Annotated in this window: 23 protein-coding genes and 1 pseudogene; 4 read left to right on the top strand and 20 right to left on the bottom strand. The window is 68.5% G+C overall.

Annotated elements, in window-relative coordinates; translation table 11 throughout:
- Positions 1-291 precede the first annotated feature (291 nt).
- The 13 genes from FV218_RS01640 to FV218_RS01700 all read right to left on the bottom strand — a co-directional run bounded on the left by FV218_RS01640 (position 292) and on the right by FV218_RS01700 (position 11,465).
- Positions 292-873, bottom strand: coding sequence for a hypothetical protein (locus tag FV218_RS01640; protein ID WP_147708464.1), 582 nt, complete (start codon positions 871-873; stop codon positions 292-294).
- A gap of 56 nt (positions 874-929) precedes the next feature.
- Positions 930-1,445, bottom strand: coding sequence for a hypothetical protein (locus FV218_RS01645; RefSeq protein ID WP_147708465.1), 516 nt, complete (start codon positions 1,443-1,445; stop codon positions 930-932).
- 72 nt (positions 1,446-1,517) lie between these two features.
- A complete protein-coding gene (locus FV218_RS01650) occupies positions 1,518-2,993 on the bottom strand; it encodes a pilus assembly protein TadG-related protein (protein ID WP_147708466.1) in 1,476 nt (491 codons plus the stop codon).
- Positions 2,990-3,610 carry a TadE/TadG family type IV pilus assembly protein gene (locus tag FV218_RS01655; RefSeq protein ID WP_056094571.1) on the bottom strand — a complete coding sequence of 207 codons (621 nt, stop codon included), beginning with the start codon at positions 3,608-3,610 and terminating at the stop codon, positions 2,990-2,992. Before FV218_RS01655 ends, FV218_RS01650 begins: the two co-directional genes overlap by 4 nt.
- On the bottom strand, positions 3,600-4,067 hold the full coding sequence (locus tag FV218_RS01660) for a TadE/TadG family type IV pilus assembly protein (RefSeq protein ID WP_147708467.1): 468 nt from the start codon (positions 4,065-4,067) through the stop codon (positions 3,600-3,602). Before FV218_RS01660 ends, FV218_RS01655 begins: the two co-directional genes overlap by 11 nt.
- A complete protein-coding gene (locus FV218_RS01665; RefSeq protein WP_147708468.1) occupies positions 4,051-4,959 on the bottom strand; it encodes a type II secretion system F family protein in 909 nt (302 codons plus the stop codon). Before FV218_RS01665 ends, FV218_RS01660 begins: the two co-directional genes overlap by 17 nt.
- Positions 4,960-4,965: 6 nt before the next feature.
- On the bottom strand, positions 4,966-5,898 hold the full coding sequence (locus tag FV218_RS01670; RefSeq protein ID WP_056094580.1) for a type II secretion system F family protein: 933 nt from the start codon (positions 5,896-5,898) through the stop codon (positions 4,966-4,968).
- A 24-nt stretch (positions 5,899-5,922) separates the two neighbouring features.
- Positions 5,923-7,242, bottom strand: coding sequence for a CpaF family protein (locus tag FV218_RS01675; protein WP_246684951.1), 1,320 nt, complete (start codon positions 7,240-7,242; stop codon positions 5,923-5,925).
- Positions 7,243-7,351: 109 nt separating this feature from the next.
- Positions 7,352-8,482, bottom strand: coding sequence for an AAA family ATPase (locus tag FV218_RS01680; protein WP_187272937.1), 1,131 nt, complete (start codon positions 8,480-8,482; stop codon positions 7,352-7,354).
- Between the two features lie 80 nt (positions 8,483-8,562).
- Positions 8,563-9,537: a Flp pilus assembly protein CpaB gene (gene cpaB, locus FV218_RS01685; RefSeq protein WP_147708471.1), complete on the bottom strand. Its 975-nt coding sequence runs from the start codon at positions 9,535-9,537 to the stop codon at positions 8,563-8,565.
- A 100-nt stretch (positions 9,538-9,637) separates the two neighbouring features.
- Complete coding sequence (locus FV218_RS01690) at positions 9,638-9,832, bottom strand: Flp family type IVb pilin (protein ID WP_147708472.1); 195 nt, start codon at positions 9,830-9,832, stop codon at positions 9,638-9,640.
- A gap of 164 nt (positions 9,833-9,996) precedes the next feature.
- Positions 9,997-10,515, bottom strand: coding sequence for a prepilin peptidase (locus FV218_RS01695; RefSeq protein ID WP_147708473.1), 519 nt, complete (start codon positions 10,513-10,515; stop codon positions 9,997-9,999).
- A gap of 62 nt (positions 10,516-10,577) precedes the next feature.
- Entirely contained in the window at positions 10,578-11,465 is an 888-nt protein-coding gene (locus FV218_RS01700; RefSeq protein ID WP_147708474.1) for a ferritin-like domain-containing protein, read from the bottom strand.
- A 959-nt stretch (positions 11,466-12,424) separates the two neighbouring features.
- Here FV218_RS01700 and FV218_RS01705 point away from each other — a divergent pair.
- Positions 12,425-12,841, top strand: coding sequence for a hypothetical protein (locus FV218_RS01705; protein ID WP_147708475.1), 417 nt, complete (start codon positions 12,425-12,427; stop codon positions 12,839-12,841).
- 12 nt (positions 12,842-12,853) lie between these two features.
- Complete coding sequence (locus FV218_RS01710; protein WP_147708476.1) at positions 12,854-13,567, top strand: glycosyltransferase family 61 protein; 714 nt, start codon at positions 12,854-12,856, stop codon at positions 13,565-13,567.
- Between the two features lie 36 nt (positions 13,568-13,603).
- On the opposite strand, the gene FV218_RS01715 is transcribed toward FV218_RS01710, so the two are convergent.
- Complete coding sequence (locus tag FV218_RS01715; RefSeq protein ID WP_246684952.1) at positions 13,604-14,395, bottom strand: transporter; 792 nt, start codon at positions 14,393-14,395, stop codon at positions 13,604-13,606.
- A 564-nt stretch (positions 14,396-14,959) separates the two neighbouring features.
- Here FV218_RS01715 and FV218_RS01720 point away from each other — a divergent pair.
- Positions 14,960-16,504, top strand: a complete 1,545-nt coding sequence (locus tag FV218_RS01720; RefSeq protein WP_147708478.1) for a hypothetical protein — start codon at positions 14,960-14,962, stop codon at positions 16,502-16,504.
- Between the two features lie 238 nt (positions 16,505-16,742).
- On the opposite strand, the gene FV218_RS01725 is transcribed toward FV218_RS01720, so the two are convergent.
- From FV218_RS01725 to FV218_RS01750, 6 genes are all read right to left on the bottom strand, one after another.
- Complete coding sequence (locus tag FV218_RS01725) at positions 16,743-17,840, bottom strand: endo-1,4-beta-xylanase (RefSeq protein ID WP_246684953.1); 1,098 nt, start codon at positions 17,838-17,840, stop codon at positions 16,743-16,745.
- Positions 17,841-18,065: 225 nt separating this feature from the next.
- Positions 18,066-19,481 (bottom strand): VpsF family polysaccharide biosynthesis protein, encoded by a 1,416-nt coding sequence (locus tag FV218_RS01730; protein WP_147708480.1) that lies wholly within the window; start codon positions 19,479-19,481, stop codon positions 18,066-18,068.
- 207 nt (positions 19,482-19,688) lie between these two features.
- Complete coding sequence (locus FV218_RS01735; RefSeq protein ID WP_147708481.1) at positions 19,689-20,225, bottom strand: cupin domain-containing protein; 537 nt, start codon at positions 20,223-20,225, stop codon at positions 19,689-19,691.
- A gap of 38 nt (positions 20,226-20,263) precedes the next feature.
- Positions 20,264-21,199, bottom strand: coding sequence for an ABC transporter substrate-binding protein (locus tag FV218_RS01740; RefSeq protein ID WP_147708482.1), 936 nt, complete (start codon positions 21,197-21,199; stop codon positions 20,264-20,266).
- Positions 21,199-22,302, bottom strand: coding sequence for an LLM class flavin-dependent oxidoreductase (locus tag FV218_RS01745; RefSeq protein ID WP_147708483.1), 1,104 nt, complete (start codon positions 22,300-22,302; stop codon positions 21,199-21,201). Before FV218_RS01745 ends, FV218_RS01740 begins: the two co-directional genes overlap by 1 nt.
- A 24-nt stretch (positions 22,303-22,326) precedes the next feature.
- The gene (locus FV218_RS01750; protein WP_147708484.1) at positions 22,327-23,469 is read right to left on the bottom strand and encodes an acyl-CoA dehydrogenase family protein; all 1,143 of its coding nucleotides are present in this window, start codon (positions 23,467-23,469) and stop codon (positions 22,327-22,329) included.
- A gap of 318 nt (positions 23,470-23,787) precedes the next feature.
- Between FV218_RS01750 and FV218_RS01755 the strand changes: the two are divergent.
- Positions 23,788-24,074 (top strand): annotated as a pseudogene (locus FV218_RS01755) (ABC transporter permease subunit); the annotation flags it as partial.
- Between the last annotated feature and the right edge of the window lie 77 nt (positions 24,075-24,151).

The following is a 24,151-nucleotide window of genomic DNA, read 5'->3' on the forward strand; positions in this document are numbered from 1 at the left end:
GCCGGGGCGAAGAGTTTCAGGCTGCCTCACAAAACGTCCGGTCCCGGTCGGTTCTTCCCCGAACACGGCCGCGCAACGGGAGTTCTGTGAGAGACACTCGGTCGGCCCGCGAGAATCCCGACGACAGGGATGGCCGACGCGCATGTCGTGAGACGCCCTCTCGGACGGACCCGATCGAGTGAAGCGATCCATTCCCGCGTGACATGCCAGAGTCGGCGGGACCGACCAAGCGGTTCATCGACCCTCGCTGGGTATCCGAACCGCCGTGACAAGAATATCGCGCGGGATTCGTCACTCGGATGTGGCGAGACAAGTCGCGAGGAAGTCGTCGAACGCGATGAGATCGGTGCGCCGCACGACGGGCGCGAACACGACGGCCGGGACGGCCGTTCCGAACAGGCGGTGGCGGAGCGCCGGGCCGGCCGTCCGCATCAGGAGATCGAAGCGCTCCGGGCCGGCCTTGAGCAGGCGGACGAAGGCTGGCACGAACCCATCTCCCGACGATCGGGTCTCCGCCAGGGTGAGGACGCGTCCCTGAACGATCTGGGCACGGCCGATCAGGGCGAGGTTGAGCCTCCCCGGCGACCCCGACGGGCGCAGGAGGATCTCGCCGGAGGTCGCGGGGGCCGCGACCGCCGGCATGGGGTCGAGCAGGGGATGGGGGAGGCTCAGCCGCCAGCGGCGCTCATGGCCCTCGCAGGACAGGACGAGGAGGCCGGCCGCGCCCGAGGCTGGCGTCACGCCGGTGCGCAGGACGGCGAGATCGCGGCCGAACCGCTCCAGGACCCACCCGTCGGCCCCGAGGGTGAAGCTCTGGTCCGGCCCCCGCTGCGGGGGAGATGACGGCGTCCTGCCCTGTCCGAGGGATGGCACCGGGACGAGAACCAGGGTGAGGAGACACGTGCCGAGACAAGCCGGCCGCCGAGCCGTCACGGCACGGGGTGGGGGATCGGGACGGATCGGCGGCGTTCGGATCGGATGCGCATGGCGAAGGACAGGTGGCTGATCGCGAAGGCGAGGAAGGAACTCCCCAGCATCACCGTGATGATGGCGAAATCCGGTCCCTGGATCGCCGCCACGGGCCTGAGGGACACAGCCTGGAGCGGCCCGCGCAGGCCGAGCCAAGCGTAGGTCAGGGCGGCGGCGAAGACGAAACTCAGATTCGCGATGGCCGCCACGCCGAACCGGAACCGCAGGGTGCGGACCGCGAGGGTGATCAGGGCGAGCACGGCGGCGTTGCGCAGGGCATCGACCCCGAACAGGACGTGGAGGGGCGAGGTCTCCACCCGCGCGGTCTCGAACGGCCGGAATACCGCGAGGTTCAGGTACCAGGCGAGGCTCGATCCCGGGGCGGCCGCGAGCCAGGCGGCGGAGGCTTCCGCCGCCGCGAAGGCGCCGATCACCACGAGCGAGCCGAAGGTCTGGGCATTCAGGGCGCGCGACATGGCGCATCCTGGCAAGCGGTCCTTAAGGCGCGGTTCGCGCGGCCCGGCGCGCCGCCGAAGGCGGATTCGTGGTTAATGGGTCTCGACGAGTTGCACCACCGGCCGGAGCTTGCCGTCGTCCTTCCGGGGGGTGAGCATGCCGACGAGTTCCACCAGAAGGGAACCGCCGCTCGCGGGCTCCGTCAGGAAGACCTTGGCGACGTGGCGGGACAGGCGGGCGGGGCTCGGGTCGGCGGAGAACGCGCGGCAATCGGCCACCGACAGGTAGAGGACGCGCCGGCGCGCATCCGTCGCCGGCCGCACGCCCGGATAGCAGACCGGAATCGGGCTCTCGCGCACGAAGGCGAAGGGGCCGGTCAGGGGTCCGCCCGTCGGCATGGTCTTGCCCATCAGGCGGTTGCCCTGGGTAGCCACCGGCCGGGATTCGGTCTCCGGCGTGAGCCCGAGTTCGCGGAGATAGATGTCGTAGCGCGTCGGCGCCTCGCGCAGGGAGGCCTGGAAGCCGTTGTCCTTGTCGGCGTGATTCCACAGGATGTACTCGTCGATGGCGCGCGCCACGGAGATTTCGCCGAGGCCGCCATAGGCCGCCGTCACCGCCCAGTCACCCAGCCCCTGGTCGTAGGCGGCCGAGGGCCGGACGGTGCGATAGGCCGCGTCGCGCGGCAGGTGGTAGGGCGGGTTCACGTCGCCGGAGGATGGCGGCGAGGAACAGGCCTGGAGATGTCGCCCCTGGATCACGCTCGGCGCCGGGGGAAAGGCCGCGAGGTCGCTCGCCACCGCCGCGATGCCGTTGAAGTAGCGGTCGAACCGGATGTTCAGGGCGTCGTCGAAGTCGCGCGGGGCGATGTTGCGTCTTAGGGAAACACCCCGGCCGTAGCAGAAGGCGGGGGCGTCCGAGGCGAGGTTGCGCAGGGTGGTGCGGCTCGCGAGATCGTCCGGCCTGTCGAGGGGGATGACGGAGCCGTCGGCGATGTTGCCGTCCATGCGCAGGAGATACTGGCGGCCGGGCCGGGCGGACGCCGCGAAGCGCTCGGGGTCCGCATGACAGAGGACCATCGGGGTGACGTCGCAGGCGTAGTACTGCGCTTCCGCGACGGCCCGGCGTCGGATCGGGGTGCCGAGAACCTGCAGCAGGCTCTCGGTCAGGGTGAACTCGGCCGTGGTCGCCTCGACGAACACGGCCTGCGCGCCGGCCGTTTCCGGCAGGGTGTAGGCGGGGTCGGTCCGGAGATCCGCCAGCGTCGCGGCGAAGCGGAAGGTCAGGCGCGGGCCCGCGCGGTTGCGCCGGGCGAAGGCGACGCCGTTGGTCAGCGCGTTCCCGGCGGTCACCGCCCGCTCGATGGCGCCCTCGGTCCAGTCGAGCTGGCCGGCGGCGGCCAGCGCCGCGGCGTCCACGGTAGCGGCGAGTTGCGTGTCGAAGGTCATCAGGCGGGTGCCGTCGACGGCGAGGCCGAGGAGGCCGAGGAGGGCGGGAATGCAGACAGCCGCGAAGACGAGGACGAAGCCGTCCTCGTCCCGGCCGAAGTTGCGCAGCGAGCGAGCCGTCATCGGCGGGTCACCAGATCCTCGCCCGGCAGGGTGGCGGTGGCGTGAAGCGGCAGCGCCTTGGCGAACAGCAACCCGGCGAAGATCGGATCGAACGCGAGATCGACGATCTGCACGGTGACATCGACGGGGACTGGCGGTGGGCGTCCGACATAGCCGAGGCCGTTGGTGGCGTAGGTTACCCGCAGGTTGGCGGGTTCGAGCCGCGGCAGCACCGCCTGCATCGCCCGCAGGATCGGCGCGAGGTTGGCCGGCGAATAGCCGAACCGGCACGAACTCCCCGGGCAGACGCAGCCCCTCGCGAGATCGCAGACCACCCGGAAGGCCGGGCACGGACTGGCCTCGCCACCGGACGCGCAGCGGGCGCCGGGCGGGCGCCCGGACCAGTAGGCCGCGCCGTCGGCGGGCGTCAGGCCCGGGCCTTCCGCCACGGAATCCATGACGATGGCCGCGCGCACGCCGAGATCGGCCGCCTTGGCGGCCAGCCCCCGCTGCCAGAAATACAGGGACAGGTCGGCCAGGGCGAAGACGAGCATCAGCAGCATCGGCAGCACCAGGGCGGCCTCGACCAGGGCGGCGCCGTCCTCGTCGCGCCGGAAGGCGGTCAAGTCATTCGCCAACGTGCGGCTCCTGATGCCGGGCCTTGAGGGTCCAGCGTTTGAACGGAACGGGGCCGGGAAATATTACGTCGAAGGCGACGCTCGCCTGCATGGCCACCGTGCCCGCTGGCGGGTCGGGCTGCGGCGCCACCGTCACCGCGTCGGACGGCAGGCCGGTGTTGTCGCGGATCTGGCCTTCCGTGATCCGCACGGCGCGGGCCGCACCCGGCGCGCAGGCGGGGTTGCAGACCGGATCGGGAACCCGCGCGAGGATGCGGGCGCCAGCGCGCACGGCCCCCTCCAGGGCCTGGCGCACCAGGAGTGCGCGCCCGACCTCGAAGCAGCCGTAGACGAGGACGACGAGGATCGGCAGCAGCAGGGCGAATTCGAGGATCGCCGCCCCCGAATCCCCGTCGCGCAGGGCCCGCAGCCGTCGGGCGAGGGACTCACGGGCGAGGAATTCACGGGGCCGTGGCACGGAGCACCTTCATCACCGCCGGCGCCAGGATCACGATGAGGACTACGGGAAAGATGAACAAGCCGAGCGGCAGGGTGAGCTTCGGCGGCAGGGACGCGGCCTTCTCCTCGGCCCGCGACATCCGCCGGTCGCGCATCTCGTCGGAGAAAGTGGTGAGGGCCAGCGACACGTCTGTGCCGAGCTCGATGGTTTGCTGCAGCAGGGCCGCGAAGGAGCGCGCCTCGGGCAGGCCGAGGCGCTCGGCGCAGGCCTTCAGGGCCTCCGGCGTGCTCTTTCCGGCCCGCATCTCGCCGGCCATCAGGTCGAAATTCGCCCGGAACTCGGCGTCCGAGGCTCCGATCTCGCCGGCCGCGCGATCGAGGGCGGCGTCGAGGCTCAGGCCCGCATTGATGCAGACCACGAGCATGTCGAGGAAGTTCGGGAAGACCGAGCGGTAGCGGATCTCGAGGTGGCGCTGGCGCCGGTTGAGGTAGGCGCGCGGCAGGTAATGGGCGACGATGAACAGGACGAGGGCGATGAGCGCCGCCTCGGCGAGGCCCGAGCTCGGCAGGAAACGCGTCACCACGACGGTGCCGAGGGTCGGCAGGCCGACGAGGAGTCCGAGGCGCGCCAGGGTGAAGATGACCACCGCCGAGGGCGCGAAGAAGCCCGAGCGGATGAGTTCGCGCCGTAGGGCACGGCGGGCATCGACGTCGAGGCCGAGGCGGGACGGATCGATGTCGAGCCAGCTCTCCTGATCGCGCTCGACCTCCTCGGCCGTGGCGGCCGGCGCACCGAGCTCGCCGTAGCGGCGGCGCACGCGCTCGCGCTGGGAAAGGGCGGAGGTGGCGGTGTAGAGGGCGAGCGCCACGCTGGCGAAGGCGAGCACGGTGACGAGGAGGACGACGCTCATGCCACCTCAGACCTTGAAGTTCACGAGGCGGTAGATGGTGAGATTGCCGAGCAGCAGCAGGACGATGGCGACACCCAGGATCGTGTTGGCGGACGGGCTCACCCAGAACTCGGCGTAGTAGGCGGCGCTGACGAGGTTGATCACGACGAACAGGATGATCGGCAGGCCGCTGAGGGCGTAGCCGCTGAACCGCCCCTCGGCGGTGAGCGCCCGCACGCGCCGCGACAGGCGGAAGCGCTCGCGCAGCATCCGCGACAGGCGCGCCAGGACCTCACCGAGGTTGCCGCCGGTCTGGTTGGCGATGGAGATCGCCGCCACCACGAAGGCGAGCTCGGGATGGCCGACCCGGAGGTAGAGTCCGTCGAGGGCCTCGGCGATGCTGCGGCCGTAGTTCATTTCGTCGACCACGAGGGCGAATTCCGGTCCGGCCGGCTCCGGCGTCTCGCGGGCGACGAGGCCGAGGGAAACCGGGAGGGGATGGCCGGCGCGCAAGGATCGGACGATGACGTCGAGGACCTCCGGCAATTGCTCGCCGAAGCGCGCGAGGCGGCGCGCCCGCTTGATCCGCAGGACCAGGAGGCACAGCAGGCCCGCGACGCCGAGGCTCGCGGCGAGGCGCAGCCAGAAGCCCGGAACCGGCAGAACCAGCAGGAGGAGGACGGCGAGGCCGAGGGTCCGTCCGGCCAGGGCCGCCGAACTCTTGCCCGTGCCGGATTGCAGCAGGAGCCGGTTCCAAGCGACGACGAAAGCGGATTTCCCGGCCTCGCGGCGGCGCAGGGACTCAGGCGCGGCGGCGACTACAGGGCCGTCGAGGTCCGCGCGCCGCTGCCGCCGGCGCTTCCGGCCGCGCAGGGCGCCGGCCAGCCCGACCTGGAGCTGCTGGGCCGCCACCACCGAGCAGACGAAGATGAGGAGGTAGATCAGCCAGGGCTCAGCCACGGCGTTCCTCCCGGTGACGCGGCCTCACAGGGCCACCGACGGATCGAAGGCCTGGGCCGGCATGTCGACGCCCTGCGCCTTCAGCTCCTGCAGGAATTTCGGCCGCACGCCCGTGGCGCGGAAATGGCCCAGCACCTGATGGCGCTCATCGACGCCCTCGCGCACGAAGCGGAAGATCTCCTGCATCTGGATCACGTCGCCCTCCATGCCGGTGATCTCGGCGATGCTGGTGACCCGGCGGCGGCCGTCGCTTAGGCGCTGGAGCTGGAGCAGCATCTGCACGCCGGACGCGATCTGGCTGCGGATGGAGGTCACCGACATGTTTGCCGCCGCCATGCCGATCATCTGCTCGACGCGGGCGATGGCGTCGCGAGGCGTGTTGGCGTGGATGGTGGTCATCGAGCCTTCGTGGCCGGTGTTCATGGCCTGGAGCATGTCGAACGCTTCCTCGCCCCGGCACTCGCCGAGGATGATGCGGTCGGGCCGCATGCGCAGGGCGTTCTTGAGCAGTTCGCGCTGACGGATCTCGCCGCGGCCCTCGACGCTCGGCGGCCGGGTCTCGAGGCGCGCCACGTGGGGCTGCTGCAGCTGCAGTTCGGCCGCGTCCTCGATGGTGATGAGGCGCTCGCGCGGCGAGATGTAGGACGACAGGGCATTGAGCATGGTGGTCTTGCCCGAGCCGGTGCCACCGGAGACGATGAGGGAGATGCGCCCCTTCACCGCCACCTTCAGGAGCTCCGCCATGGGCGGGCGCAGCGCACCGAGCTCCACCAGGCGGTCCATGGAGATCGGGCGCTTGGAGAACTTGCGGATGGAGACGAGGGGGCCGTCGACGGCGATGGGTCGGATGGCGACGTTGACGCGCGAACCGTCGGGCAGGCGCGCATCGACCATGGGCGAGGATTCGTCGATGCGCCGGCCGACGGCCGCGACCATCTTGTTGACGATCCGCAGGAGGTGCGCCTCGTCCTTGAAGTGGACCAGGGTCGGTTCGAGCTGGCCGCCGCGCTCGACGAAGACCGAGCGGTGGCCGTTGATGAGGATGTCGCTGACGCTCGGGTCCTTCAGCAGGGGCTCGATGGGTCCGAGGCCGATCATCTCGTCGAGGACTTCGGCCGAGAACGCCTCGAGCTCGCGCTGGTTGAGGGCGAGGCGCTCCTTCAGGGCGTATTCGGCGACGAAGCGGCCGACCTGACGGGCGAGGTCCTCCGGCGAGATCTTGTCGATGAGGGCGAGGTTGAACTCGTCGATGATCTGGCCGTGGAGCTTCACCTTGGCGTCGGTCAGGGACGCCCGCGGCGCCGGCTCGGGCGGCGGTGCGGGTTTGGGCGCGACCTTGGGCATGACGGGCGCCACGACGTCCGGGGCCGGGCCTTGCACGGCCGGCGCCTCCGCCTTCACGGTCCGCCAGCGATCGGACAATCCGGCGTTCATGCGTCCTCCGGTGGTGGGCTCACGCGAGTTTGGCCGCCGTGACGCACCACTCCGCCAGACGGCCGATGTCGCGGGTCAGCCTAGCGTTGGGGGCGATCTCGAACAAGGATCGCCCGGCATCGAGGGCTCCCTCGGCGGTGGCCCCGTCGCGGCGCAGGCAGAACACCGAGCGCCCGGACAGGGGCCGTTCGATCTGCGCCCGATGGGCGATGCGGCCGAGGAGATCGGTCTCGCAGGCGTTGACGGCCACCGCCAGGCGGTCGGCGGGAATCTCAAGGGTCTCGAGATGGGTCAGGGACTGGGTGAGGACGCGCAGGCCCGGCACGGTGGCGCCGCCGGACAGGACGATCGCGTCGGAGCCCTGCAGGATGTTGTCGATCCAGGGCACCCAGGCCTGGGGCAGATCGACGAGGATCGCCTCGTAGCGCCGGGCGATGGTGTCGATGAAGGTGAAGAGGATCGCCGGCGGCACGTCGCCGAGCGCGATGCGACGGGGCGGACAGGCGAACACGTCGAGGCGCGGGGTATGCCGGCTCGTGAATACGTCGACGAGCTGCTCGTCCAGGCGCTCCGGCTGGGCGACGATCTCGGCGATGTCGAAGCGGGGTTCGACGTCGAGGGCGTCCGCGAGGGTGCCGCCCTGCAGGTTGAGGTCCAGGAGGGCGACGCGCAGGGGCTGCTTGCGCCGGCTCGACAGGCGGATGCCGGTCTCCACCGCGAGGGTGGTGTTGCCGACCCCGCCCTTGCTCGGCAGGAAGCTGATGATCCGGGCGGCGCGATCCGCCGGCTCGGCGGCGCCGAGCCCCTTCGTCACGTCGCGCAGTTCCTGGGCGGCGTTGCCCCAGCCGATCCACTCGCCGGACTGGCTGCGCACCAGGGCCTTGTAGAGTTCCGGAGCCAGGGCGTCGGCCACGTAGACCACGAAGGCCTGGCTCGGCTCCGCGCGCGCGAGCTGGATCGCGCCTTCGGCGGCCCCCTCCCCCTCCGGCACCAGCACCAGGGGCCGGCGCGCTTCGGTGAAGGCCCGGTCGCGGTTCAGGGCGGCGAAGTCGGTCGCGTACAGCACCGTGTAGCCCAGACCCTCGGCGAGCCTGACCAGCGCCTGCACGCGGGCCGCGCCGCGCTCGGCCGCGATGAGAAAACAGTTCACGACGGCTCCGGAAGGGGCAATGGATTCAAGGTGCGGACATCGGTACGCGCCGGCCGCGACCGGTGGTGGTCACGCGCGGCTCAATCCTCGGCATCCACCGAATAGGGTTCGCGCTTAGATCCGTTGCGGATGACGTTAATGGTCAGCTTCGGCGGCGCCGGCGCAGACGGTGCGATGCCGGGCGGCATGCGCTGGCCGAGTTCGACGCGCAGGCGGGTCTCCATCTCGGCGAGCTGCGCCCGCGCGCCCTCGCCGGCCTGGGCCGCGGCGGCCTCGGACGCCTTGCGCAGCGCCTCGACCTGGGCGGTCAGTTCGGCGATGCGGTCCTTTGCGGCGGCACTCTCTCCGGGCCCGAGGTCGGCGGTGGTGACGCGTTGGGCGGCCTGTGCCACTGGCTCGCCGGTCTGGCGCAGGACCAGGGACAGGCGCCCAACCCCTTGCGCGAGCACGACCTTCTGCGCCTCAGCGACGGAGAGCTCCAGGGTGACGGCGCGAGCCACGGTGGGCTTGTCCTGCCGGTCCCCGGCGACCTGATCGATGGCCAGGACCTTGGCGTTCTGAATCAGCACGTCCGCATAGGCGTTGTCCTGGGTTCCACCCTCACCACGGGTCAGGATCAGGTCAACCCGGTCGCCGGGCAGCACGAAGCCGGCAACGCCGCGCACCTCGTCGACGCGCACGGAAACCGCGCGCATGCCCTCGTCGATCTGGGTCGAGAGGGTGGCACGCTGGTTCGGGGCGGTGACTTTTGCCGCCAGTACCGGTTCGTTGCGCTGGAGCGGCGCCAGGGCGAGGCGACGCCCGTCCCGGGTCAGGTCGGCGATGGAGGTGAACGCGCCGTCGAGGACGTCGCCCGCCGGCCAATCGACCTCGCGCAGATTTGCCGAGGTAAGTGCCGTGCCGAACCCAACGGGGGCGGAGGCAACGACCATGCGCCCCTGGACCGGGCGCCGCGCCTGCGGATCGACGTTGAGCAGCAGGCCGCGCGCTAGGAAGGCGGCCAGGGCGCCGAATGTCAGGGCCACCCCGAGGGAAATCGCCGAGGATGCCCTCATGCGCCGCGCTCCTGAACACCCATAAGCCACCCCCGCCCATCTGGCGCGACGTTCCGTGCCGCGCGATGAGGCGCGGTTGCCGGTTTCCGTATGGTGGCGATCACTGGGTCTGTGTGCAATCCGCCGTCGGCGTGGCGATCTTGCAGCTGATCTTCGCGAACTGCGCGTTCAGACTGGTGCCCGTCGCCGTCAGGCCGACGATGGCCACGAGGGCGATCAGCGCGACCAGCAGCGCATACTCGACCATCGCCGCGCCGTCGTCCTCGCGGCAGAAGCGCTTGATGAGATGCTTCATGTGACCTGTTCCCATTTGTCGCCCGGCGCGCGTGTTCCGCTGCCGTGCCGAACCAAGATGGTAAATGATCCCTTAAGGCCGTTCGGGTGTCAATCTGAATGCGTCGCTCGTCAACCATAAAACCTGGAGATAATGCATTCGAACCGATGCATTGCGTTCAATACCTATCGCGATAAGACAATCGTCATGATCCAGGCCAAGGCAATACTTGGACCGAAGGGGATCTTGACCCGGTGGTCATCCCGCCGTGCGGGGAAAAACCCGAATTTGGCTCCGATGCCGTACAGGCCGGTCAGGCAGAGCAGGGCGATCGCGAACAGGAGCGCATTCTCCGGACCGGTCCACAGGCACGCCGCCGCCATCAGCTTCGCATCCCCGGCCCCGACCAGTCCGAGGGAGAAGGCGCCGAACATCAGGACCAAGACGAGGGTCGCGAAGACGCCGTGCCAGAAGGCATCGTGACCGGTGCCCGACAACCCCGCGGCGAGACCGAACAGGCCGACCAAAACCAGGATGGCACTGTTCCGGATGCGAAACCGCCGGGCATCCTCCACCGCGACGAAGACGAGCGTCGCACAGGCCAGTCCGTCGATCAGCGTAACCAGGGGACCGTTCCTGCCAAACCACGCCGCAGAGTAGGCGGAAAAAGGGAGACCGCGCCGAAGCGCGGTCTCCTTCCGGATCTCTCCGTATCACGCCCGCCATCCGTTCGCGCACGGACGGATGGCGGGCCCGGTAGGCTCGACTAGCGAACGGCGCCGTTCAGGCCGTTCGGGAAGAAGCCGCCCGGCTGAGCCGTGCCGCTGGCATAGACGATGGCCAGGACCTGGGCCGGCGTGCGGCTGATGGCGAGTGCGTTGGAATCCGTCGGAACCAGGTCCGGCCGCGCGGAGGTGCCGATGCCGAAGTCGAGGTCGCTCGGGCCGTCGAAGAAGTCACGCAGGTCCGAGATCGCCTGGGCCTGCTGGAACAGACCGCGGCTGGCCAGCACCGTGCGGATGATACCGGCATGGTAGGCTTCGACGGCGAGGATGCCGGCGGTGGCCTCGAGGAACTCGTTGTTGCGGATGAGGGGGGCGGCGCCCTTGTAGGCTGTAACGCCGACATCCTCGAACACGAAGGCGGCCAGGAGGAAGTTGGTCTCGTTGGCGAAGGCGTCGAAGGTGTTGCCGAGACCGGAGAACCGGGCCAGGGCGTTGAAGCTGTCGACGAAGTTGATGGTCGGACGGGCGACGCGCGAGCCACCCAGGATCGCACGCAGGAACCGGACGTGCTTCTCCTCGTCGTCGGCGATCTCGTTGGCGTAACCCTGGATCAGCGGGGTGGCGAAGGTGACCTGACGACCGCCTGTGACGGCGCCGAGGGTGCCGGTGCCGGAGATGTCGGCATCCGCGAGCCCACGACCGAACGCGGCGCGCAGGTAGAACTCAGCCTCGAGGTATTCGAGGTTCAGGGCGAAGTTGAACACCTCCGCCGCGCCGACGGTGGCCGTCTGCGCATTGACCGGGCCACCGGCCGCGCTCAGCAGCGCCGCGCCGGCTGCACCGAGACCGAGTGTCCGCATGAACGCCCGGCGTCCAGCAGTGTAGTCAAAGCCGGCAAAATTGGGCTGGAGATCGGAAGTGTTTTCCATGGTTCTTGTTCGCTCCCTTGTATTGATCGGACGTAATCGATCGCCAGATCGTAGATGAAATGCCGACTTGTTTACAAGCGGCATCCATCGAAATAACTTTTTTGTGATGTAAAAAGGAAAAAATTGTGCGATATCAGGGTGTTGGCAGAATTTCTATACCAGTCTGATCTTGAATGGAGATTGTTCAGAAGGACATTTACGTATGAAGGAGTTGGAAGGTTTCATCGCTGCAGAATCACAAAAGCGTGACTGGTCGTTCTGCGTCGCTGGACGCGATCGAGTCTGTGGATCGGATGGAAGAACGCGTTCGGACTCAACGGCTTGATGCGGCTGTCGTGCTTGCGGAGCTCGTGTGGCTGTGGGGTCCTGCTGGCGGTCGGGATATGACCCGTGTAGATCCGCCATCGGCTCGAATGTTGGGCTGGGCGCCTTGTCGGTCGCCGGTGTACCGACGATTCTTGCCACTGTTCCAACGGACCGGAATTCTATTCTGGGATCAGGAAAATCGCGCATTCAAGCGACGAATGCTTGGGGTCGGTGCAGCTTTCGCGTGCGCCGCCGATGAGCGTCCGAGCACCCCGAAGCAGGGAGGTTTCCTGCCGGTGGATGTGATCGGGTTTCCATGGTCATGAGGTTTTCGAGAGCACGATGAGGCCGATTCAGATCGACACCGCGCGGGACGCGGGGCGGCCATCGACGGTCGCGGCGGCGGTCGGAGCCCGGCTACGTCGGGGGTTGCGGACAAGATCGCGTTCGGACTGGAGGGGGGACGATCTGTGAACGAACCGACGCGATTGCGGGGCGGTGGCACCGTTCGCGCGGCAATCGGTCAGTTGATACGCAGCGTTCTCGCCGCTGTTCGCCCAAGGCGGAAGGCTCGCGACCACGCCGGTCTGCCGACCACGCCGGATGAGCCGGGTCCCTCGGACGAACCGCAAAGGCCGTCGGAGCCAGTCGTCATGACCCTGCGACTGCGTCCGCTCGCCGACATCGTTCGGGACGCCGCGGGTGGTCCCGAGCCGATCACAACGTTGGTGTCCTATCCGCGCGAGACCGTGGCGCTCGCGCCCCTCCGCAGTGGCGCCGAGGCGCTCGGCCGGGTCGCGATCCGGGAGAACGAGCGGCACAGCTTCTGGCAGCAGACCGCGTACCTGTCCCTGCCGACGTCGGCCTACGTCATCGCGAACGCCCTCGTCCACGGATCGGCCGGCCTCATCGGCATCGGCGGCCAGGTGGTGACCGAAACGACGTGGCACACCGAACCGGGCCGGCATCGGTACCGGATGGAAGACGCCGGGCTTCGCATCGAGGCGGATCAGGTCCCGCTCCTGCCCGGCACCCATCTGTGTCTCCTGACGCCCGGGGCCGGCAATTAATGGCACGCGCTCATCGATGGCGTCGCCAGATTGTCGGTCGTTCCCGGGGCTCGGATGGACGCCATCGAGACGATTCTGTTCTCGTCCGATGCCATCGGCCAGGAGGAGTTTCTCGGGCTGGCCGGCCTGCCGCGGTCCGTGGCCCTGCGGCCCGTCCAGCCAGGGGAGACGTTCAGGGTCGAGACCCTCGTTCTCCCGTGGGATCTTCACGGGGTGTTCGATTATCACCCCGTCCTCAATGGCTTCTTCGATACGGTGCTAAGGCACCATACGCTCGACGGACGGAATCGGATCGAGCGGCTCTACATCGATCGACGCGGGTCCCAGCAGCGGAGGCTGCTGAACGAGGACGACGTCGTGACCGCCCTCGAAGCGATGGGCTTCGTGCCGGTCCGGCTCGAGGATCTGACCATCGACCGGCAGGTCGCGCTCTTTCGTCAGGCGGCTATCATCGTTTCACCGCATGGGGCCGGACTGACGAATATCGGCTTCGCATCGCCCGGATGCATCGTCATCGAACTCATGATGGATGCGTACCTGAACTGGTGCTTTCGTCGAATCGCCGCCCTGCGCGGGCTCGACTACGATTGCGCGATCGGCACCGCCCAGCGCTCGTGGGCCGATCTCAATCCGGGCTTCCACGCTCAGGTCTGGGAGATCTCCGTCGCGGATGTCGTCAGGACGGTCGATCGGGCCCTGTCCGAACACGCTTCGAAGATTGCATAGGCGGCGGGGGGCATCGAGGTCCCGCCGCTGAGCGCGTCAGAACTTGCGCATGAGCGCGCTCGGCGCGGGGGTCTCGCCCTTGTCCTGATAGAGCGGCACCGTGGCCCGCAGCCAGCCGCGCGTCTCGAGCCCGGCATAGTTGCGCTGGACCACGTCCCGCGTGACGTAGGCCTGGAGATTGACCGGTCCGAAATTGTATCCCACGAGCCCGCCTACCGCGAACTGGCCCTGCCGCGCATAGGACGGATTGTTCGTCGGCAGATCGGTCGAACCGAACGCAACCGGCCCGATTTCCCACTTGGCGAAGTGCTTCGTGGCCGTGAGGTCGAGGTTGAGGAAGTCGGGATAGAAGGTGCCGGTGGCCGATCGCGTATCGAAGAAAGTCCCGTACAGGACGTTGCCCGTCAGGTTCCAGCCATCGCCGTTGTAGGTGACGGCGAAGCGCTGGTGCAGGACGGGGTTCTGGATGACGATCTTGGTGTCGCTCGGCAGGTACGCGCCGAGCAGGTAGCTGAAGTTGAGGTCGTGTCCGAGCTTCCAGGCCACCTGCGCCGCGAGCAGGGTCTGCCCGAACCCGCTCTGGTAGGCGGCGCCCCGCGTGCTCGACGCGGTGATCGGCTGCAGCACGACGAATTGCAGCCGTCCGCCGACCACTTCGGCGGGCGTCGCCCAGAGGAAGGACGGCAGGTTGATGGTCGAGTCGGTGGAGCGCGGGGTGATGTCCCGCGAGCCGAAACTCGATGTGTCGATGAAGTAGAGGCCGATGGGCAGCGGCGCGCCGGGGGGTTGCCCCACGGTCTGTCCGGGCTGCGCCGAGGAGCCCGCCATGACGGGCGTGCCGGCCCACCCCAGGGCGGTGGCGACGGCACCGATATGTGTCGCCCGGAAAAATTGAACTGTCTTCATTCCGCGGTCCAAACCAGCCCGTCCTCGAGGTCGGCTCTCATCGCATGGCGGCCGGGATTATGCGGCTGTCTCGTGCGTGCGGTGCCCATTTGCGGGGCGAGCGTCGCCCTCGGGCAACAATGCGCGCCGCCGTGAAGGTCGGGCTGTGCGAGGGCACCCGGACATCGGGGGCGTGCCCGCCCGAACGCGGCATTAACGTCTCCATGGTACGCGGATCGGCGCTCAGTGTCCCTCGCGAAACGCCCGTCGCGCCGTCGTTCTCGGAGCGAGAACCGACCGTGACCGGGCGTTCTGTGAACCACGGGCGATGCGCTGCGTATCAAATTTCATCCACGGATGCGGCGAAACCGAGCCATGAGGTCAGACGTGCCGTCGGACGTTGCGCGATCCCTCCGAGCGAGCTCACCCTTGGCGGGCTCACCCACGGCTCGACCGCGGCACCCTCGGCTCGTCGCCCTCATCGATGGGGTCCATGGTTTCGCCCTGTTGATCGTCCTGGTCTCGACGGTCGTATCGATCCTGATCTACGACAGGTCCTGGTGGGTCGATGTCATCTTCGACGACGGATATTACTACCTCGGCATCGCGCGCGGATTGGCGGAGCAGGCTCGGAGCTGGTTCCTGCCGCCATTCGAGACCAACGGGTATCAACCGCTTTGGCAGATGATCCTGTGGGCATCGGCGGTCCTGTTCGGCACGTCGGATGGATCGCTCGCCATTCAGGCCTTCGCGATGAACGTCATGGCCGTCGTCCTGTTCTGCGCGGCCTCGCGGGTGTTCTACGGCGTTCTGGCACCGGCTGTCCTGGCGGCGTTCCACTTCACCCTGGTCAGTCTCTATGGGATGGAAACCGCGCTCCTGCCGGTTCTCGTCCTGTGCTACTTCAACACGCGGGACTGGCGCGTTCGCGGTGGTTTGGCCACCCTCATGTTCTTCACCCGCCTCGATGCGCTGGCCCTGATCGTCGCGTACGACTTGGTCAATGGGGTGAGGGACCGACGTCTCAGCGTTCGCCACTACGTCGTCCTGATACCGGCGGCCGCCGCCTACGCCATCCTCAATGTCGCTCTGTTCGGCGTGCCCGTTCCGGTCTCCGGCCTGGTGAAGGCCATCGGCAACGCACGCGGTGAAAATCTCGGCGTCGTGCTGACCTTCGCCGCGAGCCTGAAGTACCCGCTCATCGCCGCGGGGATCGTGGCCCTGTCGGCCGGACTCAATCGAGCGTGGCCGCAAATTCTGTATCGCCGGGAAATGGCGGCGCTGCTGATCGCCTATGCGGTCTCGGCGACCTACTATGGGGTCAACTCGGGATGGGGCGTCTGGGGCTGGTACTTCTGGCCGGCGATGCTCCTGGACTTCTACCTGCTTCTCAACCTCGTCAACGTGCTCGCATCGAGCGTCCGGACGCGCGGGTCGCCGTCGGACTTCCGCGTGCTGCTTCCCCTCGCGGCGTGCCTCGTGCTCGTGCTTCGGCCGGTCCATTTCGCCTGGGATCGCGTCGCCATGGCCTTGGGTCCGACCCACGGCTATACGGATCGCAAGACATCCGGCATCCAGAACATCGCGCTCATCGAAGCGATTCGCAGCCGCGCGTTCCCCGACGAGACTTACTTCGCCATGGGTGATCGCGCCGGCTCGTTCGGGTTCTTTCTCGGACACCGCTACCGCTTCCTGCATACCGAGGGCCTGGTCGGACCGGTCGCCTATTACCAGGCCATGCGCGATGACAGGGGCGGCGACTTCGTCCAGGCTCAACCCATCGATTATCTCGTGACCGATCGGACGGCCTATCTGACCGACGGGGACGTTCTCGGGGTCATCGAACCGGTCCAGGGGATCTCGGCGCATCGGGGGCCGTACATGCTTTGCTTCCCTAAATCGGCGATCGCCCTGCAGCAGACCTATATCGGCGGCCAGCGCTACCTGTTCGATTTCAAGAAGCGCATCCCCTGTCCCGCCTCGCTGGAGCGGCGGTTCATCGAACTGCGTGCCCGCCCGAACGGCGTACGCGATTTCAGCGTCTCCTGGTGACCCGCGCATCAGGGGCTCGCGACGACGGGGAGGTGGAATTGACCGAGGCCGTCATGTCCACCTGATCGCGGGCATTCCGATTCGGGAGACCGACCCGAGATCCTCACTTCGACGCCCGAAACGGACCTCGGACGCCCTGAGCCCCGCCCCGGCGCTCCAAGAGCACCTCACGAAACTCCCCATCACCAGCCGTGCTCGCCCTGGGCACTCCGGTGCCACGGGAGTTTTATGAAAGACCCTACGTCCCAAATGCCGCGGCGATGGCGTGGTAGGCCGCCTTCGGTCGGCAGTCGGCATCGAAGGGGAGCGGCCTTGGCCGGCGCGAACCCTTGGCCTGCTCCTGAAGCCACGTCTGTCCGTCCGTCAGCTCCCAGGTCTGGACGACCTTCACGGCTGGGTTCGTCAGTGCCGGGCGCAGCAGCATGGCATATTTCTCCGCCACCAGCCTGTCGCGGGTCGCCAGATCCGCCGGGAACTCGGTGTCGTTGACGTCGATCTCCGTCAGGTACACGTCGAGTTTTCGATCGGCGATGGACCCGATCAGACCGGAAAAGCCCTTCGGGTCGAATTCGAAGTTCGGGAAGTAATGGCACTCCAGCCCCACGGCATCGAGCCGGATGCCGGAGTGCTGCAGATCGTCGATGAGGCGCATCAGGTGCGCCTGCTGGCGCTCTCCCGAGGTGAAGCTCTTCTTCCACTCCGAGCCGGCCTCGTTGAGGACGAGCTTGACCTTCGGGTCGGCGCGATGCGCGATGGTGAACGCCTGCCGGATGTAGTCGGGTCCGAGCTTCGCGTACCACGGCCCGCCGCGCAGGCCGCCCGGGAGGTTGTCGTCCGGCCACAGCGGCTCGTTCACCACGTCCCAGGAATGGAGGCGCCCGGCATAACGGCCGACGGTCTCTTCGATGTGCCGCTCGAGCCAGTAGGCGGCCTCACGGCGGGTCAGCCGCTCGACCCAGTCCGGCTGCCAGGCGTTCCAGGCGAGCGTGTGTCCCCGCACCGCAAGGCCGGAGCGGGTCGCCAGGTCGATCAGCGCGTCCGCTTCCCAATAATCGACCACCTCCGGCCGTTGCGGCCGCAGGGAGCCGAGCTTCAGCGCCGTATCCGTGGTGACGATACGGGTCTGGTGGCGATAGAGCGCGGCAAGCCGCGGGTCGGTCAGAGCCGTGTGGTCGATGGCGGCGCCAAACAGCACCCCCCGCTTGGCGGCCAGACTCCCGAGCGAGGGAATATCCGCGATCGCCTTGCCGTCGTCGGTGCCGGAGGCCGCGCGCGCGTCCCACGCGAGCGCGCAGGCGCCCGCCAGGAGCCCTCGGCGCGTAAGGTTGTGTACCATGCGCTTCACGGTTGCGTTCTCCGATGCCGGACCGCCGGCGCGGCGCGGTCTGTGTCTGAGAGATAGCGTCGATCCATTGCCATCAGGCTTTCAAAAGGCCCTGGCGGGATGCCTTTTTCGGCTGGGGCTCACCGAATCGTGGACGGACGGGCTCTGCCGCGGTTCTGGAATGGGGACCCCCACGATGCCGGCCCGAACGGCGAGGTCGAATCGGCAAAACGGTCGTCAGCCGGGTTGCAGGCTGGATCGACCTGCGCCCGCCGGCGCGGTTCTGCCCAAGGCTTGGTGGTTGAAATCACGCCGCTTTCGGCTCAGGCGCGAATCGCGCTCGGCCCCCTCCATGCACATGATGATGATGATGAGCAGGAGGAACGCGATGCCTTTGCTCGACAGTCCGGTCGATGAGGCGTTGAGGGCGATGAACATGGCCACGGCCATCAACGACCGCAGGCAGACGAGACGCGCGATATCGATGACAAAAAGCGTCAAGCCGATGAAAATGAGGCTCGCCGCGAAGATGCCGCTGCTCAGGATATAGGCGATCGGAAAACTCTCGATGCCGATCTCCGTCCCCTCGACGTACTGGAGATAGCTGAGCATCGCCGGGTCCGGTCCAATCAGCAGATCACCCCAGCTGAACCCATCGAAGAGCCGGAACATGCGAACGCGGGTTTCGGCGCTGCCAGCGTCATCGATGAATCGATCGATGAATTTCGCAAAATAGGTGGTTTCGGAAAGCTGCAGTCCGATCACGGCCGCCGCCGGTAGACCCAGGCTCGCCCAGACGATCATCTTGATCGGGAATCTGTTCCCGAGAAGGACAAAGACGAACTTCTTCAGGATCCAGAGCGCCATCAAGAGTCCGAGCAGGACCGTTGCCGTGCGTCCACCGAAGGCGGGCAGGGAGAGAAGCTGAAGGCAGAAGAGCGGAAGGGCCAGCGACCAGCGCAGGTTTCCGCGAGGACCCGTGAGGAGGAGAAGCGCATAGATGGCTGCGATGGCGGAATTCTGCAGCGGGTGTCCGAGAAGCGCGGTCGAACGGGCTTCTTCGTAGTTGAGCAACTCGCCGCCCGTGTAGATCGGAATCAGGTGGAATCCGAATACGGATTCCGCGATGCCGAGGACGGCGTTGATCGCCATGACGATATGGATGTACCGGGCATAGCGATTCAGTCGAGCGGGCTCGGTGCGGAAAAGAAGCACCCATGCCACGACGGGTACGACAAGCGTGTCTAGGATGAAGCTGACAGGCCGCGCGACGATCAATGTCACATACAGCGCGTAGTAAAATGTACACAGGATATAGATCAGCGCCAGAGGATGATATTTAATCATCTGAGCTGAAACTGTGGATGGCCCGATCTCTGCTAAAAGGAAGCCGAACGCTACGATCAATATCAAGGTTGCCGGATGGAATTTCTCGAAGGGGAGGCCGCCGGGGTGATCGTAGTGGTAGCCCAAATACGTAAGCAGCATCGCCGAGCAGCAGAATGCCACGAGAACACCGAGCTCGGTCGACAGATTGCGGAAGAACGTCGCGCGACTTGCCGTGGTGACGGGTGCTGCCGGCCATGGAGTCGCCATGGTGGGATCGTCATCGCGAGGGCGCGCTGCGGCAGCTGGAATGTCGGGCGCGCCCATCGAAGTCTCCCCGACACGCCCTGCTCCGACAGCGGCCCCGCCGAGTATGGCGACCAATCGTGAAGGAGCGCTTGCGCCGGGGGCAGCCGGTCGGGCCCGAGGCTCGTTCGAGCCGCTGTGCCCATGTCCACCTCCAGCGGTCAAACGCCCCGGGCGGCCTCGACGCCGACGCGTCGCGGGTCCGTTCCCGCCCGGCGATGCGTCGTCTTACGGGTGCTTGTGGATCGGATCGACCCAGTGGACGGTCTCGGGCCGCTCGACGGGCTCGACATCCGTGATGTTGACCACCACCGCCTCGTTGTCCGAGCGCACCAGCACGCATTGCAGGGGCTCGTCGGGGGAGGCGTTGATCTCCTGGTGCGGCACGAAAGGCGGCACGAAGATGAAGTCGCCGGGGCCGGCCTCGGCGACGTATTCGAGGCGGTCGCCCCAGCGCATGCGGGCGCGGCCGGAGAGGACGAAGATTACGCTCTCCAGGGCGCCGTGATGGTGAACGCCGGTCTTGGCATCGGGCTCGATGGCCACGGTGCCGGCCCAGATCTTCTGCGCGCCGACGCGGGCATGGTTGATGGCCGCCTGCCGGAACATGCCGGGCGTCTGCGCCGTGTTGGCGTCGAGCTTGTCGCCGGGGATCACCCGGATGCCGTCGTGCTTCCAGCGCGCGGCCTCGGCGGCCTCGGCGGGCGCCGCGGGCGCGGCGTGCGGATGAGCGTGGTCGTCATGATCGTGTTCGTGTTCGTGCATCGCCAAAATCCTGGCCTGAAATCTCGCTGGCCGGCCGATCATCGCACGGCGGCGGCCTGGGGGAACCCGGTGTCGAAGATCGCCTCGGCCTTCGGTGCCCGCGCCTTCGGGATCAGCCCGGCGCGCACGTAGAGGTCGATGTTGGCCTGCTCGTCGGCGATCACCGTTTCGTCGATGGGGACGGTGCGGTACTGCGCCCGGCCGAACCAGCGCAGGGGCACGGCCTCGGGCAGGCCGATGAGCTTCGACCACACGGCCGCGTAGGGCGCGGGTTCGGCAAGAGCCCAGGCCCGCGCCCGCGCAAGGCGTTCGCCGAAATCCGCCAGCAGGGCGCGCTTCTCCTTGAGCGCCGCATCGCTCGCCACGGCGAAACTGAGGCCCGGCGTGATGCCGTTGCCGTCACGGACCACGCGGGCGAGACCGGCGAGTTCGGCCGTGGAGGTGTAGGGCTCCCAGGTCGCCCAGGCATCGACGCTGCCCGATGCCAGGGCGATCTTGGCATCGGCGGGCGGAAGGAAGCTCAAGGCGACGCTGTCGGCGGGCAGCCCGGCCTCTTCGAGGGCGGCGAGCACGACCTGATGGCCGATGGAGCCGCGGTTGGTGGCGATGCGCCCGCCCTTGAGGTCGGCGACCGTGCGGAGGGGCGAGTCCTTCGCCACCAGGATGGCGAGGCCGTCCTGGCGGTTGCGGAAGGCGAGGAAGGCCTTCACCGGCACGCCGGCGGCGGCCGCGAAGGTGAAGGGCGCGTCGCCGACGCCGCCGGCATCGATGGCCCCGGCGTTCAGGGCCTCCAGCAGGGGAGCGGCGGCGGGAAACTCGCTCCAGGCGAGGCGGTAGGGCAAGCCGTCGAGGACGCCGGCGGCCTCCATCAGGGCGCGGGCGTTGCCGCGCTGGTTGCCGACCCGGAGAACCTCCTGCGCCCGTGCGGGGACGAGGACGGCGAGGAGGGCGAGGGCCGTGAGGAGCACGCGCATCAGGCGGCCTTCACCGTGGCGGTGCGGCGGGCCAACTCGGCACGGAACGCCGGCAGGAGTTCGCGGCCGTACCGGACCGCATCGTCCAGGGGGTCGAAGCCCCGGATCAGGAAGGTGCGCACGCCGAGGTCGTGATAGTCCAGAAGAGCCTCGGCGACCTGATCCGGGGTGCCGACGAGGGCGGTGGAGTTGCCGGCCGCCCCTGTCTCGGCGGCGATGGCGGTGTAGAGGCGCCGGTCGAGGCGCGATCCGCCCGCGGCCGCGGCGAGGAGGCGGCGGGCGCCCTCGTTCTGCGGTGGTGCGGCGGGGCCGAGCCCCTGGGCCGCCCGCACGGCTTTGGTTCGGGCGAGGATCGCCTCGGCCCGCGCCCAGGCCGCGCCTTCCGTGTCGGCAAGGATCGGCCGGAATGACAGGCTGAAGCGGGGCGTGCGCCCATGGGGCGCCGCGGCGCTGCGCACGCGGGCGATCAGGTCGCGGACCTGGTCCAGCGTCTCGCCCCACAGGGCGTAGGTGTCGGCATGGCGCCCCGCCACGTCGAGGGCGGCGGCCGACGCGCCGCCGAAGAAGACCGGGATGCCGCCCTCTCGCACGGGCTTCACCTCGGAGAAGCCCTGCACGACCTGGTAGAACGTCCCCGCGTAGTCGAACGGCGCCTCGGCGGTCCAGGCGAGGCGGGCGATGTCGAGGAACTCCCGGGTGCGGGCGTAGCGCTCGTCCTTGGTGAGATGGTCGCCGTCGCGGGCCTGATCCCGGTCGTCGCCGCCGCTGATGGCGTGGATCGCGATGCGCCCGCCGGTGAGCTGGTCCAGGGTCGCGAACTGTCGCGCGGCCACCGTGGGGGCGGTGAAGCCCGTGCGGTGGGCGATCATCAGGCCGATCCGCTCCGTCACCGCCGCGATCTCGGAGGCGAGGAGCAGGGGATCGGGGGCCGTGGCGTAGAAGGCGACGAGGATGCGGTCGAAGCCGCCGGCTTCGTGCGCCCGGGCCAGACGATGCAGGTAGTCACGGTCGATGACCGGGCCCGTCGCCGGATGAATCTCCGAGGTGAGGCGGGGGGCGGCAAAGCCGATGAACTCGACGGCGTCCGGCGGGAGAGGGCTCATGCGGGGATTCCTGATTGCGAGAAGTCAGAGGCCGAGGGCGGCCCGGCCGGCGCCGGCGCGCACGGAATCGCCCTGCGGCCAGTGGATGCGCGCGCACAGCACGTCGCGGAGGTGGCGTTCGAGGGGATTGGCGCGGGACAGTCCCGGATTGCCGGCGAGCTCGACGGCGCGCTGGACCAGCGCGATGGCGTTCTCGGTGGCCGTGACCTTGAGGAAGCCCGCCTCCCGTGCGTCGGGTACGGCGCCGGCATCGACCTCCGTCGCGAGACCGGCGATGAGCCGGGCGTTGACGGAGAGCAGGCGCTCGTTCTCGCCGACCCCCTCCTGGAACCGGGCGAGGGAGGCCAGCGGCGCCCCGAGGCTGCCGGGCGTCCGCTCGGTGACGAATCGGACGAGCCAGGCCTGCGCCGCCCGCGCAACCCCGTCGTAGAGGGCGGCGAGAAGCGTGCAGCTCCAGGCCTGCTGCAGGGGATCGGGCGCGCGCCACCCCTCCGGCGTCCGCAGGTCGACGGCGTGGTCCGCCGGGACGGCGACGGCCTCGAACAGGACATCGTGGCTACCGCTCGCCCTCAGGCCGAGGTGGTCCCAGGTCTCGACGATGCGCACGCCCGGCGCGTCCATGGGCACGAGGACGTTGCCGACCCGTGGCGCGGCCTCGTCGGTGCGGACGAAGACCAGCCCGTAGGCCAGAGCCGGAGCGCCGGTGGAGTAGATCTTTCGCCCGTCGATGCGCCAGCCCGTCTGCGTGCGCCGGGCGATAGTCTTGGGCATCCCGCCGCGCGCGGGCGTGCCGAGTTCCGGCTCGACCCGCAGGGCGTTGACGAGGGCGCCGTCCTCCACGGCGGCGCGACCCACCGCCTCGGCCAGCGCCGGGGGCCAGGCGGGGTTCGTGTGGATCAGGCCGTGCTGGAGCAGGTGCATGGCGAGCACGAGGGCGGTGGCCGGATCGCCCTCGGCGATGAGGCGCACGATCCCGGCGGCACGGCCGAGGCCGAGGCCGCCGCCCCCGAGGTGTCGCGGCACGGTCCCGCCGAGGAGGCCGGCCTCGCGCAGGGCGGCGATGTTCTCGTGAGCAAAGCTGCCCGCGCGGTCATGCGCGGCCGCGCGGCCGGCGAAATTGCGGGCCAGCGCGGACACGCTCTCGGTCGGTGTGACGGTGGCGTTCATCCGGGGCGTCGGTCCAGGGAATTCGGGGGTCGACATCCCATGTCGGGCGGGCACGTCGCAGTCGGCGCAGGGTCATTCCGTGCGGCGGGTAAGTCAACGAAACTGAATTCTAAATTCGAAAGATTGAGAGGAAGGATATGCTTCCGATTCTTGCGTGAGCGCAGAACTTTCTCGCGAAACGGTCGAGGCTATCCTTCGCGCGTCTTGTCTGTCTGCCGGAAGCCCTCCGGCATTTCAGAATAAGCTCTTCTCGATCCCCGCGTGGCACCGGGGCGCCCCAGGCCGAGGCGCATTACAGTCGGGGCCGAACGATTCCGCGGTTCTCCGCGATGCTGACTCATCCGCGAGGTCGTGATCCCGGCGGCCTTCCCGCACGCCTTCGTCGGGGTGTTCGTGGGCCTCGGCGGCTCCTTCGCCGTCCTCGTGGCGGCCGAGATGCGCTGCGCAAAATCTGGCCTCGGCTGGTCCCTTCAACGGGCACAGGGCTGGGCCGCCTACGCCAACCGGTACGGGCGCTCATCATGGCGCTCAGGTGCTCGGGGCTGATCACCGCTTCGGGTCGCCTGCGCCGCGAGGTGCTGGAGATCCTGGGCCATACGGCCTGACCCCGCACACCGGACCGGCGCGGGCCGGGCCCGCTGCCGGTCCCGGGCTCGATCTGCTATCCACCTGGCATCGGCCG

Source organism: Methylobacterium sp. WL69, assembly GCF_008039485.1.
GTDB lineage: Bacteria > Pseudomonadota > Alphaproteobacteria > Rhizobiales > Beijerinckiaceae > Methylobacterium.

Excerpts from the sequence above, each read along its gene's own strand:
- FV218_RS01700 (WP_147708474.1), bottom strand. The coding sequence starts at position 11,465 with ATGGAAAACACTTCCGATCTCCAGCCCAATTTTGCCGGCTTTGACTAC.
- FV218_RS01750 (WP_147708484.1), bottom strand. The coding sequence starts at position 23,469 with ATGAACGCCACCGTCACACCGACCGAGAGCGTGTCCGCGCTGGCCCGC.
- FV218_RS01730 (WP_147708480.1), bottom strand. The coding sequence starts at position 19,481 with ATGGGCGCGCCCGACATTCCAGCTGCCGCAGCGCGCCCTCGCGATGAC.
- cpaB (WP_147708471.1), bottom strand. The coding sequence starts at position 9,537 with ATGAGGGCATCCTCGGCGATTTCCCTCGGGGTGGCCCTGACATTCGGC.
- FV218_RS01690 (WP_147708472.1), bottom strand. The coding sequence starts at position 9,832 with ATGAAGCATCTCATCAAGCGCTTCTGCCGCGAGGACGACGGCGCGGCG.
- FV218_RS01735 (WP_147708481.1), bottom strand. The coding sequence starts at position 20,225 with ATGCACGAACACGAACACGATCATGACGACCACGCTCATCCGCACGCC.
- FV218_RS01645 (WP_147708465.1), bottom strand. The coding sequence starts at position 1,445 with ATGTCGCGCGCCCTGAATGCCCAGACCTTCGGCTCGCTCGTGGTGATC.
- FV218_RS01675 (WP_246684951.1), bottom strand. The coding sequence starts at position 7,242 with ATGCCCAAGGTCGCGCCCAAACCCGCACCGCCGCCCGAGCCGGCGCCG.
- FV218_RS01665 (WP_147708468.1), bottom strand. The coding sequence starts at position 4,959 with ATGAGCGTCGTCCTCCTCGTCACCGTGCTCGCCTTCGCCAGCGTGGCG.
- FV218_RS01725 (WP_246684953.1), bottom strand. The coding sequence starts at position 17,840 with ATGGTACACAACCTTACGCGCCGAGGGCTCCTGGCGGGCGCCTGCGCG.
- FV218_RS01650 (WP_147708466.1), bottom strand. The coding sequence starts at position 2,993 with ATGACGGCTCGCTCGCTGCGCAACTTCGGCCGGGACGAGGACGGCTTC.
- FV218_RS01705 (WP_147708475.1), top strand. The coding sequence starts at position 12,425 with ATGACCCTGCGACTGCGTCCGCTCGCCGACATCGTTCGGGACGCCGCG.
- FV218_RS01740 (WP_147708482.1), bottom strand. The coding sequence starts at position 21,199 with ATGCGCGTGCTCCTCACGGCCCTCGCCCTCCTCGCCGTCCTCGTCCCC.
- FV218_RS01745 (WP_147708483.1), bottom strand. The coding sequence starts at position 22,302 with ATGAGCCCTCTCCCGCCGGACGCCGTCGAGTTCATCGGCTTTGCCGCC.
- FV218_RS01715 (WP_246684952.1), bottom strand. The coding sequence starts at position 14,395 with ATGGCGGGCTCCTCGGCGCAGCCCGGACAGACCGTGGGGCAACCCCCC.